The sequence below is a fragment of the Kineosporia mesophila genome, assembly GCF_021129235.1.
GTDB lineage: Bacteria > Actinomycetota > Actinomycetes > Actinomycetales > Kineosporiaceae > Kineosporia > Kineosporia mesophila.
The window spans coordinates 1-18,514 of record NZ_JAJOMA010000040.1 but is presented as its reverse complement, the minus strand read 5'-3'; the positions used below and the strand labels follow the sequence as shown (position 1 = coordinate 18,514).

The 18,514-nt window shown below is 70.6% G+C and carries 17 protein-coding genes; 11 read left to right on the top strand and 6 right to left on the bottom strand.

Annotation, left to right across the window (positions count from 1 at the left end; all coding sequences use genetic code 11):
* Positions 1-326: 326 nt before the first annotated feature.
* The 8 genes from LR393_RS33360 to LR393_RS33325 all read left to right on the top strand — a co-directional run bounded on the left by LR393_RS33360 (position 327) and on the right by LR393_RS33325 (position 8,427).
* Positions 327-1,244, top strand: a complete 918-nt coding sequence (locus LR393_RS33360) for a carbohydrate ABC transporter permease (protein WP_345718638.1) — start codon at positions 327-329, stop codon at positions 1,242-1,244.
* Positions 1,234-2,148, top strand: coding sequence for a carbohydrate ABC transporter permease (locus LR393_RS36810; protein ID WP_407937374.1), 915 nt, complete (start codon positions 1,234-1,236; stop codon positions 2,146-2,148). The genes LR393_RS33360 and LR393_RS36810 overlap by 11 nt, the downstream gene beginning before the upstream one ends.
* The gene (locus LR393_RS33350) at positions 2,148-3,470 is read left to right on the top strand and encodes an ABC transporter substrate-binding protein (protein ID WP_231489211.1); all 1,323 of its coding nucleotides are present in this window, start codon (positions 2,148-2,150) and stop codon (positions 3,468-3,470) included. Before LR393_RS36810 ends, LR393_RS33350 begins: the two co-directional genes overlap by 1 nt.
* 35 nt (positions 3,471-3,505) lie before the next feature.
* Positions 3,506-4,618 carry a Gfo/Idh/MocA family protein gene (locus LR393_RS33345; RefSeq protein ID WP_231489210.1) on the top strand — a complete coding sequence of 371 codons (1,113 nt, stop codon included), beginning with the start codon at positions 3,506-3,508 and terminating at the stop codon, positions 4,616-4,618.
* Entirely contained in the window at positions 4,615-5,514 is a 900-nt protein-coding gene (locus LR393_RS33340) for a DUF6807 domain-containing protein (RefSeq protein ID WP_231489209.1), read from the top strand. The genes LR393_RS33345 and LR393_RS33340 overlap by 4 nt, the downstream gene beginning before the upstream one ends.
* Positions 5,511-6,248 carry a cupin domain-containing protein gene (locus tag LR393_RS33335; RefSeq protein WP_231489208.1) on the top strand — a complete coding sequence of 246 codons (738 nt, stop codon included), beginning with the start codon at positions 5,511-5,513 and terminating at the stop codon, positions 6,246-6,248. Before LR393_RS33340 ends, LR393_RS33335 begins: the two co-directional genes overlap by 4 nt.
* Positions 6,249-6,320: 72 nt before the next feature.
* Positions 6,321-7,412, top strand: a complete 1,092-nt coding sequence (locus LR393_RS33330; protein ID WP_231489207.1) for a LacI family DNA-binding transcriptional regulator — start codon at positions 6,321-6,323, stop codon at positions 7,410-7,412.
* Positions 7,413-7,677: 265 nt separating this feature from the next.
* A complete protein-coding gene (locus LR393_RS33325; RefSeq protein ID WP_231489206.1) occupies positions 7,678-8,427 on the top strand; it encodes a class I SAM-dependent DNA methyltransferase in 750 nt (249 codons plus the stop codon).
* Here the strand turns inward: LR393_RS33325 and LR393_RS33320 are convergent.
* Positions 8,385-8,855: a hypothetical protein gene (locus LR393_RS33320; RefSeq protein ID WP_231489205.1), complete on the bottom strand. Its 471-nt coding sequence runs from the start codon at positions 8,853-8,855 to the stop codon at positions 8,385-8,387. The two genes, LR393_RS33325 and LR393_RS33320, sit on opposite strands and share 43 nt — an antisense overlap.
* A 232-nt stretch (positions 8,856-9,087) precedes the next feature.
* Here LR393_RS33320 and LR393_RS33315 point away from each other — a divergent pair, with 232 nt between their 5' ends.
* On the top strand, positions 9,088-9,594 hold the full coding sequence (locus LR393_RS33315; RefSeq protein ID WP_231489204.1) for a hypothetical protein: 507 nt from the start codon (positions 9,088-9,090) through the stop codon (positions 9,592-9,594).
* Positions 9,595-9,602: 8 nt separating this feature from the next.
* Here the strand turns inward: LR393_RS33315 and LR393_RS33310 are convergent, their stop codons facing one another.
* The 4 genes from LR393_RS33310 to LR393_RS33295 form a co-directional block, all read right to left on the bottom strand.
* Entirely contained in the window at positions 9,603-9,794 is a 192-nt protein-coding gene (locus tag LR393_RS33310; protein ID WP_231489203.1) for a hypothetical protein, read from the bottom strand.
* 4 nt (positions 9,795-9,798) lie between these two features.
* Entirely contained in the window at positions 9,799-10,314 is a 516-nt protein-coding gene (locus LR393_RS33305; RefSeq protein WP_231489202.1) for a hypothetical protein, read from the bottom strand.
* Positions 10,315-10,324: 10 nt separating this feature from the next.
* Positions 10,325-13,045, bottom strand: coding sequence for an FAD/NAD(P)-binding protein (locus LR393_RS33300; protein WP_231489201.1), 2,721 nt, complete (start codon positions 13,043-13,045; stop codon positions 10,325-10,327).
* A gap of 173 nt (positions 13,046-13,218) precedes the next feature.
* Entirely contained in the window at positions 13,219-13,977 is a 759-nt protein-coding gene (locus tag LR393_RS33295) for a thioesterase II family protein (protein ID WP_231489200.1), read from the bottom strand.
* Between the two features lie 145 nt (positions 13,978-14,122).
* Here LR393_RS33295 and LR393_RS33290 point away from each other — a divergent pair, with 145 nt between their 5' ends.
* Entirely contained in the window at positions 14,123-16,318 is a 2,196-nt protein-coding gene (locus LR393_RS33290) for a putative bifunctional diguanylate cyclase/phosphodiesterase (protein ID WP_231489199.1), read from the top strand.
* A 5-nt stretch (positions 16,319-16,323) separates the two neighbouring features.
* Here LR393_RS33290 and LR393_RS33285 read toward each other — a convergent pair whose 3' ends face one another.
* A complete protein-coding gene (locus tag LR393_RS33285) occupies positions 16,324-16,929 on the bottom strand; it encodes a hypothetical protein (protein WP_231489198.1) in 606 nt (201 codons plus the stop codon).
* A gap of 278 nt (positions 16,930-17,207) precedes the next feature.
* On the opposite strand from LR393_RS33285, the gene LR393_RS33280 reads away from it, so the two are divergent.
* The gene (locus tag LR393_RS33280; protein ID WP_231489197.1) at positions 17,208-18,152 is read left to right on the top strand and encodes a DUF808 domain-containing protein; all 945 of its coding nucleotides are present in this window, start codon (positions 17,208-17,210) and stop codon (positions 18,150-18,152) included.
* The last annotated feature ends 362 nt before the right edge of the window (positions 18,153-18,514 follow it).

Here is an 18,514-nt window from a genome sequence, read left to right as displayed (position 1 = left end):
GACTCCTCGTTCGATGGCTTCGCGCACAGGGAAACGGGTCGTCGGCAGGCGGTTCGCCGACGACCTCGTGGTAAACGCTTTCCAGCAGACTGGCACCCGCGGCGGCGAGGGTCAACAGCCGCGTGACCGTTCGCCGCACACTCGCTCCCACCTGCGGACGGTAAACCGAAGAGGTCCGGTTGGCGACGGAAAGTTGCAAGAAGGGCATTGCCCGAACCGGCGTGAGCTGTTTCACTGGATCCGCGCTGGATAGCGCTTTCCCCTGCAGCAACGTCGCTTGGCAGGCAAGGAGGTCGGCCTTGAGTGTGGTCAGTGAGATCCGGACGCTGAGAAAGCCTTCCGGGCGCTCCGGGCGCAAGGGTCGAGGAGTGAAGACCCACGACGGGAAGGCGGCCGTCGTCTTCCTGGCACCCTGGATCATCGGACTGGTCGCCATCACGGCCGGCCCGATGCTGATGTCGCTGTATCTGTCCTTCACGGACTACAACCTGCTCAGCAACGCGAATTTCACCGGCCTGGAGAACATCCAGCGCATGCTGGACGACACCCGGCTGGCGAAGAGCCTGACCGTCACGATGGTCTACGTCTTCGTCTCCACCCCGATCCAGCTGGCCGTCGCCCTCGGGCTGGCCGTGGTGCTCGACCGGGGCCTGCGAGGGCTCTCGCTCTACCGCTCGATCTTCTACCTGCCCTCGCTGCTCGGCTCGAGCGTTGCGGTGGCCGTGCTGTGGAAGCGGGTCTTCGGGGTCGACGGGCTGTTCAACCAGTTCCTGTCGCTGTTCGGCATCGACGGACCGGGCTGGATCTCCCAGCCCTCGACCGCCCTGTCGACGCTGATCCTGCTGCACGTATGGACTTTCGGAGCACCGATGGTCATCTTCCTGGCCGGGCTGCGGCAGATCCCGCGGGAGTTCTACGAGGCCGCGTCGGTGGACGGTGCCTCGCGCCGGCAGCAGTTCCGCAACATCACGCTGCCGATGCTCTCGCCGATCATCTTCTTCAACCTCGTGCTCGGTCTCATCGGGGCCTTCCAGTCGTTCACCCAGGCCTTCATCGTGTCCGACGGCCGTGGTGGTCCCTCCGACTCGACGCTGTTCTTCACGCTCTACCTGTACCAACAGGGATTCGTGAACTTCAGCATGGGCTACGCATCGGCGCTCGCCTGGCTGTTGCTGCTCATCATCGCGGTCTTCACGGCCATCAACTTCTGGGCCTCGAAATTCTGGGTTTTCTATGACAACTGATGCCTCGGTGGCTCCGCCCGTAGCCGCGCCACCGCCGAAACCACCCACCGCGAAAGCCATCCCGCGCCGCAGCAACGGTTCCCGCCTGCGCTCGGTCCTGCGGCACGCGCTGCTGATCGCCGCGGCGTTCGTGATGCTCTACCCGCTGCTGTGGATGGTCGCCAGCTCGCTGCGGCCGGACAACCAGATCTTCAGCAGCTACGGCATCTTCGTCAACACGTTCGACACCTCGCACTATCCGGACGGCTGGAACGCGCTGGCCCGGCCGTTCGGCAGTTACCTGCTGAACTCGGCGATCGTGGTGCTCGGCGCGATCGTCGGGAACCTGGTGTCGTGCTCGATGGCGGCGTACGCGTTCGCCCGGCTGGAGTTCCCGTTCAAGCGCACGGCGTTCGCGATCATGCTGCTGACGATCATGCTGCCCGTGCACGTGGTGATCGTTCCGCAGTACATCCTCTGGGCCAACCTCGGCCTGATCAACACGTTCGTGCCGCTGATCGCCCCGAAGCTGCTGGCCACGGACGCGTTCTTCATCTTCCTGATGGTGCAGTTCATCCGCGGCATCCCCCGGGAGCTGGACGAGGCGGCCCGCATCGACGGCGCCGGCCACGCCCGGATCTTCCTGCGCATCATCCTGCCCCTGATGACACCGGCGCTGGCCACCACGGCGATCTTCACGTTCATCTGGACCTGGAACGACTTCTTCACCCAGCTGATCTTCCTGACCGACCCGGACAAGTACACCGTGCCGGTCGCGCTGCGCTCGTTCATCGACGCCCAGGAGAACAGCTCCTTCGGCTCTCTCTTCGCGATGAGCGTCGTGTCCCTCGTCCCCATCTTCCTGGCGTTCCTGCTCGGTCAGCGCTATCTGATCCAGGGCATCGCCACCACCGGAGGCAAGTGATGACCACCCCCTTCTCCCGCCGGACGCTGCTCGGCGGTGCGTTCGCGGGTTTCTCCGCCCTGAGCCTGGCCGCGTGCGGGGTCAGCCAGAACGACGACACCGACGTCGCCCTCTCCAACGAGGAGGTGACGCTCCGGTTCACCTGGTGGGGGTCCGACGCCCGGCACGCGCTCACCCAGCAGGCGATCGACGCGTTCCAGAAGGAGAACCCGAAGATCAAGGTCAAGGGTGAGTTCGCCGACTGGCAGGGCTACTGGGACCGCCTGGCCACCACCTTCGCCGCGAACGACGCCGCCGACATCGTGCAGATGGACGAGCTGTACCTGCGCACCTACGGAGACCGGGGCCAGCTGCTCGACCTGGCCAGGACCAGGGAGTTCCTGAAGACCGACGGCTTCAGCGACCTGTCGCTGGCCTCCGGCCAGGCCAAGGGCGTGCAGTACGCGCTGCCCATCGGCAACGGCTCGATGTCGGTGGTGGTCAACACCCGGCTGTTCGACAAGTACGGCGTGGACGTGCCCGACGACACGCAGTGGACCTGGGACGACTTCCAGGAGATCGCGGCCAAGATCATGAAGGACTCCGGCGGTGACGTGGCCGGCGCCGGGGCGCTGGGCGTCGAGGCCGGTCAGCTGACGATCTGGGCCCGCCAGCACGGCGGTGAGGTGTTCGACGACGAGGGCAAGGTGGTGCTCGACCCGGCCGTGCCCGCGCAGATGTGGGAGCTGACCCGGGCGATGGCGGGCCAGGGCGCGCCCAAGGCCGAGTCCACCGCCGAGCAGCTGACCGCCCCGCTGAACCAGACCTGGCTGGTGCTGGGCAAGCAGGCGATGAACTTCAACTACAACACCCAGATCACGTCGTTGCAGGCCGCGACCAAGGAGGAGAAGTTCGAGCTGCTGCAGCTGCCCCAGGCCGCCGACGGCAGCTCGCCCGGCTTCTACTACAAGCCCTCGATGTACTGGTCGATCGCGTCCGGCTCGAAACACCCTGCCGAGGCGGCCAAGTTCGTCGACTTCCTGGCCAGCTCCCCGGCCGCGGCGAAGATCCTGGGCACCGACCGGGGCATCCCGGCCAACGAGGCCACGCTCACGGCGATCCGCGCCGACCTCGATCCCACGTCGGAACTCGCGGCCGCGTTCAACGACAAGGTGGCCTCGGTGGTCTCCGACCCGCCGCCGCTGACCCCGGCCGGCGCCAGCGACATCAACAACCTCACCGGCCGGTACATGCAGGAGGTGCTGTTCGGCCGGCAGAAGCCGGCGGACGCGGGCAGGAAGTACGTGCAGGAGCTCACCGCCTCCGTCGAGAACGCCCAGTAACAGTGCCGATCAGCACGACCGGGAGGACGGGACAGATGCCGAGCGGGAACAAGTACCGGGTCGCGATCGTCGGGGCCGGGGCCATCGCCGCGGCCCACGCCGGGGCAGTCGAGGATCTGGGCGACCGGGCGGAGGTCGTCGCGGTCGCCGACCTGGACGGGGCGCGCGCGGCGGCGTTCGCGGACGAGCACGGGGTGCCGGCCGTGTTCACCGACCTCGCGACCCTGCTGGCCGACGTCCACCCGGACCTGGTGACGGTGTGCACCCCACCCGGCGCCCACCGCGAGGCCGTCCTGGCGAGCCTCGCGGCAGGGGCCTGGGTGTGGTGCGAGAAGCCCCCGGTGCTGTCGCTGGCCGAGTACGACGAGCTGGCGGCGGCCGAACCGGACCAGGGTCCGTACGTCGGGTACGTGTTCCAGCACCGTTTCGGCTCGGCCGCCAGGACGTTGCGGCAGCAGGTCGCCGAGGGCACCCTGGGCCGCCCGCACGTCGCGATCTGCCACACCCTCTGGTACCGCGACCACGACTACTACGCGGTGCCCTGGCGCGGGCATTTCGAGACCGAGGGTGGCGGCCCGGCCATGGGCCACGGCATCCACCAGATGGACCTGATGCTCTCGCTGCTCGGCGACTGGCACGAGATCCGCTCCCTGATGGGAACTCTCGATCGCGACGTGCAGACCGAAGACGTATCGGTGGCCGCGGTCTCGTTCGAGAGCGGGGCGCTGGCCTCGGTGGTCAACAGCGTGCTCTCGCCGCGCCAGGAGAGCTACCTGCGGTTCGACTTCACCGACGCCACGGTCGAGGTCTCGCACCTGTACGGCTACGACAACTCGCACTGGACGTGGACGCCCCGCGACGGGGTGGACGGCGCCGCCTGGGCCCCGCCGAGCGACGAGGCCAGTTCGCACACGGTCCAGCTGAAAGCCTACCTGGACGCGATGGACGCCGGGGTGCGCCCGCCCGCCAGTGGTCACGACGGCCGCCGCAGCCTGGAACTGGTCACCGGTCTCTACCAGTCGGCGATCACCGGGCAGCCGGTGCGGCGCGAGGACCTCAGGCCCTCAAACCCGTTCTACAGCCTGCTCGACGGCGGCGGGCAGTACCGGCCCGCGCGTCCCGGCACGGCCCCGGAGGCTGCTCGATGACTCAGCTGACGATCGACCACCAGCACGGCCACAGCATCGGGATCGGGGTCGGGGGCGTGGAGATCCTGCGCTACGTGTACGCCGCGGACATGCCCCAGTTCGAGGCGCCCAAGCCCTACCTGCACCCGATGCGGACGCTGTCGGGGGCCCTGGTGTCCGCCTACCGGCCGTGGGACCACCGCTGGCACAAGGGTCTTCAGATGACCTGGTCGCACGTGTCGGGCCAGAACTTCTGGGGCGGCAACACCTACGTGCACGGTGAGGGGTACGTCCCGCTGGAGAACGTCGGTGGGATGCGGCACGACGCCTTCGGCACCATCGATCACGACGGTACCGAGCTGACCCTGAACCAGGAGCTCACCTGGGTGACGCAGGGTGGCGAGGACTGGGTGTCGGAGCGGCGTCGTCTGCGGGTGCACTCGGTGGACACCACGACCGCCTCGTACGTGATCGACGTGCGCAGCGAGCTCACCAACATCCGCGGGGCCGACCTCGAACTGGGCAGCCCGACCACCCACGGCCGCGAGAACGCCGGCTACACGGGCTGGTTCTGGCGCGGTCCACGCAACCTCACCGGCGGTGCGGTGCTGGCCGCGGACGGGGCCGGCCCGGAGGCGATGGGCACGGAGTCGGCGTGGCTGGCCTACAGCGGGAGCAACGACGACATCGACGGTGAGATCACGATTCTCGCGGTGGCCGGGGAGACCTCGCACGGCTCGCTGAAGTGGTTCGTGCGCAACGACCCGTTCCCGGCGGTCGCGCCCTCGCCGGCCTTCCACCGGGAGATCGTGCTGGCCCCCGAGGAGACTCTCACGCTCGCGCACCGGTTCGTCGTCGCCGATGGCGCCTGGTCCAAAGACGCCATCGAGACTTACCTTTCACGGGTGGGCGGGTGAGTCCGGAACTGGGGACGCACGACGCCCCCCTTCCGGGGAGCGTGGGCCTGAGTGCGTTGCGGGTGTATCCCTGGGAAGCCCTCGACGGCCTGTGCGGTGGCTCGCCGCACCTGCATCTGTGCTGTACCGAGGCCTATCTGGTGGTCTCCGGGCACGGCCGGCTGCAGACACTGACGCTGGACGGGTCCGGCGAGCAGCCGCTGGGCGCCGGTGACGTGGTCTGGTTCACCCCCGGCACGATCCACCGCGCGGTCAACGACGGTGACCTCCAGGTGCTCGTGCTGATGCAGAACTCCGGCCTGCCCGAGGCCGGCGACGCCGTGCTCACCTTCCCGCCCCGGTACCTGGCCGACCGGGAGACCTATCTCGAGGCCCGCGACCTGACGGGCCCGGACGGCACCCCCTCCGCCGACCGGGCCCGCCGGCGTCGTGACCTGGCTGTCGAGGGTTTCCGGGAACTGCGGGAGGCGTTCGAGGCCGGTGACCGGCAACCACTGGAGGCGTTCCACGCGTCCTCAAGCCGTCTCGTGCAACCCGTGCTCGACGACTGGCGAGGGATCCTCACCAACGGCGCCGCCGCGTCCGTTGCCCGGACCGCAGCGCAACTGGACGCCCTGGCGGCGGGTGACCACACGTATCTGCGGGAGGCCACGGTGTCGCGCACGGAACGCCCGGAGCCGGTCACGCTCGGTATGTGCGGTTTCCTGAACGCCTACCCCGTCCCGAACCTCTGACATGGATCGCGATCGGGAGGGCCGGGTGACGGCGGCTGAAGGCCCTGACTACCCTGCGGCACAATCAGTGCCATGCGTGACCTCGACAGAAGCTCCGGCGGCGTGGCCCTGGTGACGCTCGCCGACGTGGCCGCCCTCGCGGGGGTCTCGCTGGCCACCGCTTCGCGGGCGCTGAACGGCAGCAAGAACCGGCGGGTGGCCGACGACCTGCGCGAGCGGGTGCTGGAGGCCGCCCGGCGCCTGGACTACGCGCCCAACCCCAATGCCCAGGCGGTGGCCCGCGGCCGCACCGACTCGGTGGGCCTGGTCATGCACGACATCGCCGACCCCTACTTCTCCTCGATCGCCGCCGGGGTGATCAAGGGGGCCGAGGGCCAGGGCCTGGCCGTCACCATCGCGACCACCGGGCGCCGTCCCGGGGCCGAGCTGGAGAGCGTGGCCCGGCTGCGGCGTCAGCGGGCGCGGGCGATCGTGCTGGTCGGCAGCCGCACCGCCGACCAGGTCGCGACCGCGCGCCTGATCGAGGAGTTCGAGGCGTACGTGGAGGCCGGCGGCCGGGTCGCGGCCATCACCCAGCCGGTGCTCCCCGTCGACACGCTGGCCATCGAGAACCGCGCCGGGGCCCAGGCCCTCTCGCAGGCGCTGGTCGAGCTCGGGCACCAGGAGTTCGCGGTGCTCGCGGGCGACCCGGCGATGCTGACCTCGCAGGACCGGCTGGCCGGATTCCGGGACGGGCTGCGCCGTTCCGGCACCCGCCTGGCCCGCGAGAACGTGCTGCGCGCGGCCTTCACCCGGGACGGCGGCTACGAGGCCATGCAGCGCCTGATCGCCCGGGCCCCGGAGGTGTCGTGCGTGTTCGCGGTCAACGACGTGATGGCGGTGGGCGCGATGGCGGCGCTGCGCGAGGCCGGTCTGGTGGCCGGTCGCGACGTGGCGATCGCGGGGTTCGACGACATCGAGACCCTGCGCGACGTCACCCCGGCCCTGAGCACCGTCGGTGTGCCCCTGCAGGAACTGGGGGAGCGAGCGGTGGAACTGGCGCTGCGCGAGCCCGGCACCCCGGTCCAGACCGTGCGGGTCACCGGCCACGTGCAGCTGCGCGAGAGCACCCCCCGCGCCGACGGCCGCACCCTGGCCTCGGCCCTGGCCCGGAACCTCTCGTGATCAGGCGAAGTCTCCCCGGTCTTCCGGAACGCCGGGGACACTTCGCCTGATCACGACGAGGTGGCGTTGCGGGGATCTCGATGACGAGCAGGGTCATGGCGATGGCGGACACCGCCTCGGTGAAGGCCCCGATGCGCCCGGGGTGGAACCGGCGGAAAACGTCGTCCTGGGCCCACTCCACGCGGCGGTCGGTAGCGGTGTCGGCGCGATGCGACCGCCGGATATTCGCTCGCCAGGGACGGCGTGTTCGCCCAGGATGGCTCCCATGACCAGTAGCGACCTCTGGACCCAGGATCAGGCGGAGCACTACGACGACCTCTCGGGGGAGATGTTCTCGGCCGGAAAGATCGACCCGGTCGTGGATTTCCTGGTCGAGAAGGCCGAGGGCGGTCGGGCGCTGGAGTTCGCCAGCGGAACGGGACGGATCGCGGTGCCGCTGGCCCGCCGGGGTGTGCCGGTGGCCGGGATCGAGCTGTCGCCGCCGATGACCGGCAAGCTGCGCGAGAAGATCTCCGCCGCCGAGCTGCCCGTCGTCACCGGGGACATGGCGACCACCCGCGTGGAGGGCGAGTTCTCGCTCGTCTACCTGGTGTTCAACACGATCGGCAATCTGCGTACGCAGGCCGAGCAGGTGCGGTGTTTCGCCAACGCGGCCCGGCACCTGGCGCCGGGTGGGCGGTTCGTGATCGAGGTGCTGGTGCCGCCGCTGCGCCGACTGCCGCCCGGCCAGGTCGGGGTGCCGTTCGAGATCAGCGAGACGCATACCGGTTTCGACACGTTCGATCTGGTCACACAGCAGGCGACCTCGCACCACTTCCATCGCGAGCCCGGCGGCGGTTACCGTTATGGGGACCATCACTTCCGGTACGTGTGGCCCTCCGAGCTCGACCTGATGGCGCAGCTGGCCGGCCTGACGCCGGAACAGCGGCTCCAGGACTGGGACGGCACACCGTTCACCGCCGACAGCGAACGTCATGTGTCGGTGTGGCGTAAGGCCCAGGGGGAGTCGGGATGAGCGGTGCGGATCGAGTGCTGGAGCCAGGCCTGGTCTTCCGCAGACAGGTGGGTGACGGCGCGGTCGTGCTCGTCGACGGCCCGTGGTGACTTCGCCTTCCACAGCAGCTGGGTGGCGGGGCTCCCGGTGGGCACGCCGTCCACGGGCTGCACGGCACGGTGCCACGGCAAGGTGATGTCCGGGTGACGACGGTAGGCCCAGTGCTCGTCGTCCCCGTTTTCGAGGTTGATCTGGAGAACCCACCGACGCGTGAGGTGATCGTGCACCCAGATGTTGTGCAGCAATGGGTCGTCGAGGTGCTGGAACAGAGGACGCACCCGCCCCGACATCGCGGCGAACGGCACCAGGGTGCGGGGCAGCCGGCCGAGCAGGACCGGCAGCAGCGGGCGCAGCGTGCTGACGTCGATGTCACCGTGTTCCCGGCTCACCCGGCCGAGCCGGTGATCGATCGCGTAACCGCCGGAGAGCTACCAGCGAACGGACAGGGTGCCGAAGAGCGCCTGTACCTGGGGGATGGTCAGCGGGGCCTTGGGGCCGTGGACATCGGGCTGCTCCATGGCGTCATGATGCTGCACGCGCCGGTGGTCCGGCGCCGGCTCGTCTGCCCGCCGCCTCGGGACCTGCGCCGGGGTGTCGCGCACGGGCTGGGAAACTGGCGGCGTGACGACGAGAACGACCCAGCTCTGGCTGCTGGACGACGACCTGCGCGCGTTCGGTTCCCGGGTGCGGGACGCCCTGCCGGGCGCCTGGTGGATGTGCAGCCCGGCTGGCCCACGGGGCCTGTTGCAGGTGCACGCGCACGCCGCGGCCGACGAGGCCATGACGTGTGGCAGCGGGGTGCAGAGCTTTCTGCCGCTGCCCGCCGGGGCGCAGCCGCCCGACGGCGCGCTGGTCGGGGCCGGCGTCACCTCTGAGCCCGGTCTGGGGGTGGCGGCCCTGGTTCAGGTGCAGGCCACCCGGCACGAGCCGGGTGGCCCCTTCACCGGCGAGACCCTGCACGCGGGCCGCCTGGTGGTGCGCTGGAACGCGTCGGCGGTGCTCGACGCCCAGATCGAGGAGATCTGGCGTGCGCTGACGTCGGTCACGCAGCCGCACGGGAGCGGCCGGATCGGCCCGGCGGCGGCCGAACTGGCCCGGCGGCCGGGGGTTCTGCTGGCGGGCGCCTGAACGAATCCTCAGCCGGCGACGCGCGCCGCTACCTCCGGCAGCGGCAATCCGCGGGACGCCTCGGTGCGGGCGGCCGGGCCGGACCGGTCCCGAAGCCTCGACGAGCTGGGCGAGGATTCGGTCGCGATCGGCCCGGACGGCCGGGACGAGGTGGGCGCGGTCCCGCCCGAGTCCACCGAGATGCCCGCCGGAGTCGTCATGCCGTCAGGGCATCTCGTTCAGTTCTGCCGTTCGGAGCTGGTCGAAGGCCGCGCGCAGGTACTGGGGGAGGGTCAGGGGCGCGGGCCGGGGCTGGGACAGCAGTTCGGTGATGAACAGCGGGGCGTGCTGCGCGACCTGGGCCGGGGTGTAGCGGCGCGGCTTGGTCTCGTCCTCGTCCTCCTGCAGACCCAGCGCACCGGTGAGCACCACGATCAGCGCGTTCACGTCGATCGTCGGGTACCAGGTGAAGGCCCGGCGGGCGCAGCTGCGGATCAGCTCGAGCAGATCGTCCGAGGCCAGCCCGTCCGGGTTCAGGTGCTCCAGCAGGTCACGCACCACGTTGCCCAGCACCAGCCGCACCTGCTCCGGTTCGCACAGCGCGAGCCGGGCGGTGGCCTCCTCGAAGGCGATGACGTCACCGGCCAGCGCCGCGTCCACCGCCTCGATCGTGGTGCGGGCGATGGTGCGCGCGGCGGCCGGCAGGTCGTTCAGCGGTTCCAGCGGTTCCAGGGGAGGCACGGCGCAGAATCTAGCAACGGTGACGCGCCGGGCGCGCCGCCAGCAGCTCCTGGGCCCGCGTCTGCTCACCGTCCTGCACCAGACAGTGGATCAGCGTGTCCTGGAACACCTCCCGCTGGGCCGCCGATCCGGCGTAGTGGTCGAGCTGGGGGTAGAGGTCTTCCAGGATCGGCCAGGCGTCGGACCAGCGTTCCTCCACCACCGCCGTGAGCGCCTCGCAGGCCGCCACGACGAGCGTGTGCATCGACGACTCGGACGAGCCGAGGGCGTGCAACCGCAGTTCGTCGAGCCCCTTCACATCGTCGTTCGCGGTCAGCGCGATCGCGGCGTACAGCGCGATGAACGGCGTCTGCGGGGTCTTGAGCAGGCCCTCGCCGATCGCCTCCAGCACCGGCCCGGCCGGCGGCGGCCGGTCGCCGACCAGACGCCAGCGCCACAGCAGCGAGGCCGAGTCGATCAGGGCCCGGACGCCGGTCACGGCCGGCGGCGCCAGGTGCGCCCGGTAGCGGCGGCGCACCGCGTCCAGATCGCCCAGCGCCAGCTCGTGCAGGGCGGCGTGCCAGGCGAAGTGCGCCCGGTACCCGGCCGAGCGCCCGGTCTCCCCGACCCAATGGTCCAGCCAGACGCGTCCCTCGTCGTGCTGTCCGGTCTCGTACATCACGTGGGTCTGGGCGTGCACCGCGTGCCCGGACGAGGGCTCACAGGCCAGCGCGCTCTCGGCCAGCAGCGCGGCCTCCTCGAACCGGGACTGTTCCTGCCGGGTGAAGGCCAGCAGCGAGATGTACCACCAGTGATCGCCGTAGGCCGGGGCCAGGCCCTCGACCAGCGCCCAGGTCTCCTGCTGCAGGTCGGTGACACCGGAGAAGGCGATCGTGGGCACCGCGGCCGAGACCGCGAGCACGTCGCGCGGGTAGGCGGCGATGTGCGCGATCAGGGCCTGGGCCCCGGAGCGGCGCACGTCACGCACGCGCCGCTCGATCACGTCGACGAAGCTGCGCTCGCGGTCGTCGCCCTTGAGTGCCACGGCGCGCTGGGCGGCGGCCAGGGAGGCGGTGACGTCGGCGTGGGCGCCCGCCTCGTGGCCGAGCATGGCCAGGGCGGCGTGGGCCAGGGCGAAGTCCGGGTCGTGCTCGGTGGCCTCACGCAGCAGGTCCTCCGCGCCGGCCTCCAGCCGCATGACGCGCTCCAGCCCGGCGTTGAAGCTGGCCGCGGCCTCGGCGGTGGTGGACAGCGGCAGGCCCAGCAGGTCGCGGGGCCGGGCCACCGGGTGGTGACCGCTGACCAGGCGGCCGTCGGCCAGGCGCCGGGGGAGCGGGGCCAGGGTGTCGAGCAGCGTGGTGGCCAGGGCGAGCGCCTGGGTGCGGATCTCGGGAACGGCCGTGGTCTCCCAGAGTTCACCGCGGCGCAGGGCGCCGAGGGTCCACAGCGGGGCCTCCGGGCTGCCGGCCGAGTCGATGAGGCGCCCGTTGACCGTGCGCAGGCCCATGCCACCGGTGGCGACGGTGGCCGAGGCGACGCCGTGCACCGGGGCGAGCAGGTCGTTCAGCAGCGGGTTGCCGAGCTCGCGGATGTCCGTGCGGGGGCCGGTGCAGTTGACCACCCAGCCGACGTCCCGGGTGGAGCCGTCGGTCAGGGTGACGTGCAGGCCGCCGCGGGGCAGGGGCTCGGCGCCGGCGACCGTGGCGCCGGAGTGCAGGTGCAGCCGGCCGGCGGCCCGCAGGGCGTTGAGCTTGTCCGAGCTGGACAGCGGCATGCGGTGGCGCAGCACGTTCCAGTAGCCGGAGTCCTCGCGCAGGAAGGTGAGGCGGTCCTCGTCACTCATCCGGCTCCACAGGTGCGAGACCTGCACCCGCAGACCGTCCAGGGCCGGGCGCCAGTCGCCGCCGGCCCGGACCACCTCGGTGAAGTGCCGCCGGACCTGCTTGCGTAGTTCCTCGATCGAGGTGTCCCAGTCCGAGACATCGGGGATCGTGGGGAGTTTCGGGCCACGCGCGTGGGTGCGGGGCAGGCGGCCGCTGCGCGAGAGGGCGTGCAGCACCCGGTCGTCGCGACCGGCGTCCTCACCACTGAGCGAGAGCGCGACGTCGACCATCGTCAGCCCGGCCCCGACCATCAGGACGGACGCGGGCCCGCTGCGGTCGCGGCGGATCACGTCCAGGGCCCCGGGGGCCCACGGGCTGGGGACGAAGAACGCCGACTCGCGCAGACTCTCGGGGGCCCAGTCCCAGCCCGCGGCGGGCAGGCCGGTCGCGACCACGACTGCGTCGGCGGCGAACGCACCGCCGGCCGCGGTGGTGACGACGGCTCCGGCGCCGGACCGGCGCACTGTCACGGCCTGCTGCTGCACGTGTCGCAGGGTGACGAAGTCGCCTGCGGCGTGCAGCGATTCAGTCAGCAGCAGCCGCACGTACCGGGAGAACTCGCGTCGCGAGGTGAAGTCGTACGGGTGGGTGGGCTGGCCGTCGTAGTCGGCCGCGCGCCAGGCCACGAAGTGCCCGGGCTCTTCGGGCAGGGCGCTCATGCCGCTGGCCGGGACGTTGAGCAGGTGCCGGTCCTCCGGCGTGCCGAACGCCACGCCGCGGCCGAGCAGATCGCTGGGCTCGAGCACCACGAGGTCGATCCCGGTGGACCGGCGCGCGGCCAGGCGGGCCAGGTGGAGGGTGACGAGCGTGCCCGCCACGCCTCCGCCCACGATCAGGATGGTCGGTCGTGCAGCCCGGTCGGCCGGCATGTCCTGCTCCTTGGTGTCGCCGGTAAAGCTGAGTTTCTAGACTAACAAGATCGAGTTTGTCGGGTGCTGTGAAGTGTGGTGCACCGCTGGGCGAACCGTAGAGGGTGCGGACGAGACCTCGCCACCGGGCCTTTCCCCTGGCCAAGCGGGAGTTGGGGCATGCCCAAGCAGGTCTAGGGCAGCAGTCGTTCCCGGAGGAGGGCGGCGACCCCGTCGACCTGCTCGCTGAGGTAGAAGTGCCCGCCCGGGAACACCTTCACCTCACAGCCGGTCGTGGTGTGCCCGGCCCAGCCCGCCACTTCGTCCAGGGGAGTACGGGGATCGGCGTCACCCGTGAGCACCGTGACCGGGCAGTCCACGCAGTCCTGAGGTGAGGCCCGGTACAGCTCGATCGCCTCGTAGTCGGCCCGCAGGGCCGGCAGCGCCAGGCGCATCAGCTCCTCGTCCTGCAGCACCAGGGACGCGGTGCCGTTCAGGCTCCGGATCTCGGCGAGCACGCCCGCGTCGTCCTTCCGGTGCACCGTCCCGCCCCCGGAGACCGACGGCGCCCGCCGCCCCGACGCGAACAACCGCGCGGGCACGCGTCCTGTGCTCGACAGCCGCCGGGCCACCTCGAAAGCCACCGCCGACCCCATGCTGTGCCCGAACAGGCTCAGGGGCACCTCGCCGGGCAGGGCGCCCACCGCCTCGGCCACCCGGTCGGCCAGCTCCCTCAGGTCGCGCACCGGCGTCTCGGCGCTGCGGTCCTGACGACCCGGGTACTGCACGGCCACCACGTCGATCCCGGCCGGGGCCAGAGCCCGCGTCAGCGGCAGGTAGAACGACGCCGAGCCGCCCGCGTGCGGAAGGCACACCAGTCGGGCCACGACCGGTACCCCCGCCGCCGACGGCGTGCGGAAACGCCGGCACCACAGGTCCACAGATTGCCGCATACCACTCCTTCGACGGAAAACGATCGAGATCATCTATGGAGCAGGCGGCGACAAACATCAAGTCCCGTCCGTACCGCGTCGATAGCTTGCGACGGTGGTGGAGAGGGGGAACATGCGCGCGGTGCGATGGATGTGTGGTGTCGTCGTGACCGCACTGCTCGTCTACTGCGTCCTGGTCGCGCTCAGCGAGTCGGGTGTGCTGACCCTGAACCAGCTCGTCGTCGTCGGCCTTCCGCAGCTCGTCTTCGCCGGTTCGGCCGTGACCTGCGGGCTGCGCGCCACCCGGGTGCCTGCCGACCGGCGGGCCTGGGCACTGATCGCTGCCGGGATGGCCAGCTACGCCCTCGGCAGCCTGCTCTGGCAGCTGGTGTACGACGGGCGCGACGACGTGCCCTACCCCGGTCCGGCCGACGCCCTCTGGCTGGCCCTGGCGCCGCTGTCGGTGGCCGCGATCTGGCTGATGCTGCGTGCCCGCATCCACCGGCGCAGCAGCTTCCTGCTCGACGGCGCGATCGCCGGCCTGGGACTGGCCTCGGTCGGGTCGCTGATGCTCTTCCCCCGGATCACCGACGCTGCCGTCGAGGGATCGCTGGCCGAGATCGTCACCAATTTCGCCTACCCCGTCGTCGACCTCGGTCTGGCCGCCGCCGCGGTGGGGGCCATGGCCGCGCTCGGCGCCTGGCGACAGCCCGGCTGGGTCCTGCTCGTCACCGGGTTCCTCGCGTTCACCGTGGCCGACTCCTGGTACCTGGTGCTGGTGATCGACGGCACCTTCGAGCACGGCGGCTGGAACGACGCCTCGTACCTGGTCGCCGACGCCCTCATCGCCCTGGCCGCCCTGCGCCCGGAGGAGACCGGCCCACCGCGCATCAGCAGCACGGTGAACAACCGCGAGTTCCTCGCGCCGCTGCTGTTCAGCCTGCCGCCGCTGGCCGTGCTGGTCCTGGGATCGCTCTCCACCAGCCCCCTGGCCATCGTGCTGGCCATCGGGGCGCTGGGCGCGCTCGCGGTGCGCACGGCGCTGACCATGCGCGAGGTCGTGGCCCTGTCCGACATGCGCCGCGTGGCCGGTACCGACAGCCTGACCGGACTGCCCAACCGGCGCGCGTTCTACGACCTCCTGGAGCGAAAGACCACCGGCACCGGCGCTGTGCTGATCATCGACCTGGACCGGTTCAAGGAGATCAACGACGCCCTCGGCCACCAGGTCGGCGACGAGCTGCTGCGGGAGGTCGCGACCCGGTTCGCCGCCCGGGTGCCGGAACCGGGGGTGATCGCCCGCCTCGGCGGCGACGAGTTCGCCGTGCACCTGCCCCTGACCTCCCGGGACGAGGCGGCCCGCACGGCCGCCGGGCTGATCGCCGCGCTCGAGGAACCGTTCACCGTGGGCGGCACCCTGCTGCACGTGGGCGGCAGCATCGGCATCACCTCGCTGCTCCCGGGTACCCAGGTGGGCCGCGCCCTGGCCCAGGCCGACATGGCGATGTACCGGGCCAAGACCGCCCGCACCGGATTCGAGACGTACGACGACGCCGAGCACAGCAGTGCCTGGGACCGTCTGGCCACCATCGAGGCGTTACGGCTCGCGTTCGACCGTCATCAACTGAGCCTGGCCTTCCAGCCGATCGTGGACGCGCGCACGCGCCAGATCCGGTCGGTCGAGGCTCTGGTGCGGTGGACGCACCCGGAGCGCGGTTTCGTGCCGCCGGACGTGTTCCTGCCGCTGGCCGAACACGCCGGGCTGATGCCCCAGATCACCAGCATCGTGCTGGATCTGGCCTTCGACGAGGCGGACGCGCTGCGCCGCCTGGGCTACAACATCGCGGTCTCGGTGAACCTCTCGGCCAGCGACCTGATGAACGGCTCGCTGGAGCACGAACTGGCCCAGCGCCTGGCCCGGCGCAGCCTGCCCGCCTCCGCCATCAAGATCGAGATCACCGAGTCGCTGCTGGTCGACAGCCACGGCCGGGCCGGTGATTTCCTGCTCGCCGTGCGCGATCTGGGGTTCGAGCTGCTGGTCGACGACTTCGGCACCGGCTACTCCAGCATGGCCTACCTGCACGACCTGCCGGTGGCCACGCTGAAGATCGACCGGGCCTTCACCAGTCGCCTCAGCACCGACGCCCGCACCGGCATCATCGTCGCCAGCACCATCGACATGGCGCACCGGCTCGGGCTTTCCGTGGTCGCCGAGGGGGTCGAGACGGAGGAGGAGATGACCTGGCTGCAGGCCGGTGACTGCGACCTGATCCAGGGCTACCTGATCGCCAAACCGCTCGCGGCCGTGGCCCTGCACGCCTGGCTGGCCGACCAGCGCGTGCCCCGCGAGGAGAAGGTCTAGCCTCTTCAGGCCCCGGTGCCGGACTGTACGAAGACCCGCACCAGCTCGATCTGCAGGGCCTTGAGCTCCTGGGACGAGGGGCGGGAGTCCTGGATGTCGAACCCGACCCGGTACGAGCTGCCGGCCGAGTACACCTCGAGTTCCCCGGCCTCGTTCACGAGCGCGGGCTCGCCCAGGCCCTTCACGCGCTGCGCCCGGCCGCTCTTCACCGCCGCGGCCGCGTACGTGCGGAAGGTCGTGGCCGGCAGGTCCCGCGTCTCCGACAGGCTCAGCAGCGTGCCGGCCGGCACCTTGCCCGAACCGGAGATCTTCCACCAGCACACGTCGCCACCGAACGCGGCCGGGTCGGGGTCGTACCCGACCACGCCACCGGTCACCGTGGAGATCTGGTCGAACGACATCAGCGCGCACTGCCGGGTGCTCTCGGCGATGTCGGTCACCGCGTCGACAGCCAGTGGGCTCGCCGACAGCGTCGATTCCGGGCTCAGCACCGCCGCGACCGCACTGGTCGCCTCGGCGTCGTCCAGGCCCCGGGTGGCCAGCAGGCCGACCCCGAGAAGACCGGTCACCCCGAGGAGTGCGACGAGTGACTTTCCGACGTGCGGGGCCATGGATTTCCCTCGATCTCGGTGGGCGGCGGGGACATTTCGTCACACTTACGCCCGCGCGCGCAAATCGCCCGCCGGGTTCGGGAATATGCTCTCCCCCTGGTCACCGCCCGGTCACGGGGAGCGAGCCGTCAAGATCCTGTGAAAGTTCCCGTCCGGCCGGGTGACGTTCCTCGCGACACCGATCGGGTGCGAGTCCCCTCGCCGTAGGGGTGGGGTACGGGATGCTGTGCGCACGACTGGGCCCCCGTGCCCACCCGGATCACGAGTGAGGGAGTTCGATGGCAGGCGGTCTGGCGGCACTTCTCGACGACATCGCCGTACTGGCGAAGGCAGCCGCCGCGTCGGTGGACGACGTGGCCGCGGCCGCAGGACGAGCCAGTACGAAGGCAGCGGGAGTCGTCATCGACGACACGGCCGTCACCCCGCGCTACGTGCACGGGTTCACCCCCGACCGCGAACTGCCCATCGTGTGGAAGATTGCGCTGGGCTCACTGCGCAACAAGATTCTCTTCATCCTCCCGGCTGCCCTGCTGCTGAGTCAGTTCGCCGAATGGGCGCTCACGCCGATCCTGATGTGCGGTGGCGTGTACCTGGCCTTCGAGGGCGCCGAGAAGGTCTACGAGATGTTCGGCGGTCACGGCGACCACCAGCCCGAGAAGACCGCGGCCGCCCTCGGGCCGGACGCTGAGAAGGCGATGGTGAAGGGCGCGATCACCACCGACTTCATCCTCTCCGCCGAGATCATGGTGATCTCCCTCAACGAGGTCACCGACGAGCCGTTCGTCTCCCGCGCGATCATCCTGGCTTTCGTCGCGCTGGTCGTCACCGTCGTCGTCTACGGCCTGGTCGGCCTGATCGTGAAGGTCGACGACGTCGGCCTGAAGCTGATCGAGTCCGGTCCGGGCGCACGCGCCTCCCTGGGCCGCGGCCTCGTCGCCGCCATGCCCAAGGTGCTGTCGGTGCTCTCGACCGTCGGCATTGCGGCCATGCTCTGGGTGGGCGGCCACATCCTGCTCGTCGGCGTCGACGAACTCGGCTGGCACGGCCCCTACGAACTGGTGCACCACCTCGAGGAGAGCGTGCACGACGTCGGCGGGGTCGGCGGCGTACTGGCCTGGTGCGTCAACACGCTCTGCTCGGCCCTCATCGGCCTGGTCGTCGGCGCAGTCGTCGTGACGATCATGCACTTCGTGCCGAAGAAGAAAGCCACGGCCGAGCACTGAGCCCCAGACATCGCGAGCCCCAGACATCGCGAGCCCCAGACATCGCGAGCCCCAGACATCGCGAGCACCGGACCTGCGGTGACCTCTCGACGGTGACTCTTCAGCAGTGGACGCGTGGCCCGGGTTCGATTCCGGGCCACGCGTCTTGCGTTTTGCCGGCACCCGGAGCCGGCGGGCGGCTCCCCTCGATCGAGTACAAAAGGTACACGTGGTACCGGATGTACCATGTGTACACATCGCGATCCTGTCCATCTGTAGGTACCGGCCCTCCGAGACACACCACTCCCCGGACCTGGAGCGGTGACCGCGAAAACCCGAGCCGAGCCGAGCCGAGCCGAGCCGAGCCGAGCCGAGCCGAGCCG

Excerpts from the sequence above, each read along its gene's own strand:
- LR393_RS33345 (WP_231489210.1), top strand. The coding sequence starts at position 3,506 with ATGCCGAGCGGGAACAAGTACCGGGTCGCGATCGTCGGGGCCGGGGCC.
- LR393_RS33310 (WP_231489203.1), bottom strand. The coding sequence starts at position 9,794 with ATGACGACTCCGGCGGGCATCTCGGTGGACTCGGGCGGGACCGCGCCC.
- LR393_RS36810 (WP_407937374.1), top strand. The coding sequence starts at position 1,234 with ATGACAACTGATGCCTCGGTGGCTCCGCCCGTAGCCGCGCCACCGCCG.
- LR393_RS33280 (WP_231489197.1), top strand. The coding sequence starts at position 17,208 with ATGGCAGGCGGTCTGGCGGCACTTCTCGACGACATCGCCGTACTGGCG.
- LR393_RS33350 (WP_231489211.1), top strand. The coding sequence starts at position 2,148 with ATGACCACCCCCTTCTCCCGCCGGACGCTGCTCGGCGGTGCGTTCGCG.
- LR393_RS33330 (WP_231489207.1), top strand. The coding sequence starts at position 6,321 with ATGCGTGACCTCGACAGAAGCTCCGGCGGCGTGGCCCTGGTGACGCTC.
- LR393_RS33340 (WP_231489209.1), top strand. The coding sequence starts at position 4,615 with ATGACTCAGCTGACGATCGACCACCAGCACGGCCACAGCATCGGGATC.
- LR393_RS33295 (WP_231489200.1), bottom strand. The coding sequence starts at position 13,977 with ATGCGGCAATCTGTGGACCTGTGGTGCCGGCGTTTCCGCACGCCGTCG.
- LR393_RS33300 (WP_231489201.1), bottom strand. The coding sequence starts at position 13,045 with ATGCCGGCCGACCGGGCTGCACGACCGACCATCCTGATCGTGGGCGGA.
- LR393_RS33285 (WP_231489198.1), bottom strand. The coding sequence starts at position 16,929 with ATGGCCCCGCACGTCGGAAAGTCACTCGTCGCACTCCTCGGGGTGACC.
- LR393_RS33325 (WP_231489206.1), top strand. The coding sequence starts at position 7,678 with ATGACCAGTAGCGACCTCTGGACCCAGGATCAGGCGGAGCACTACGAC.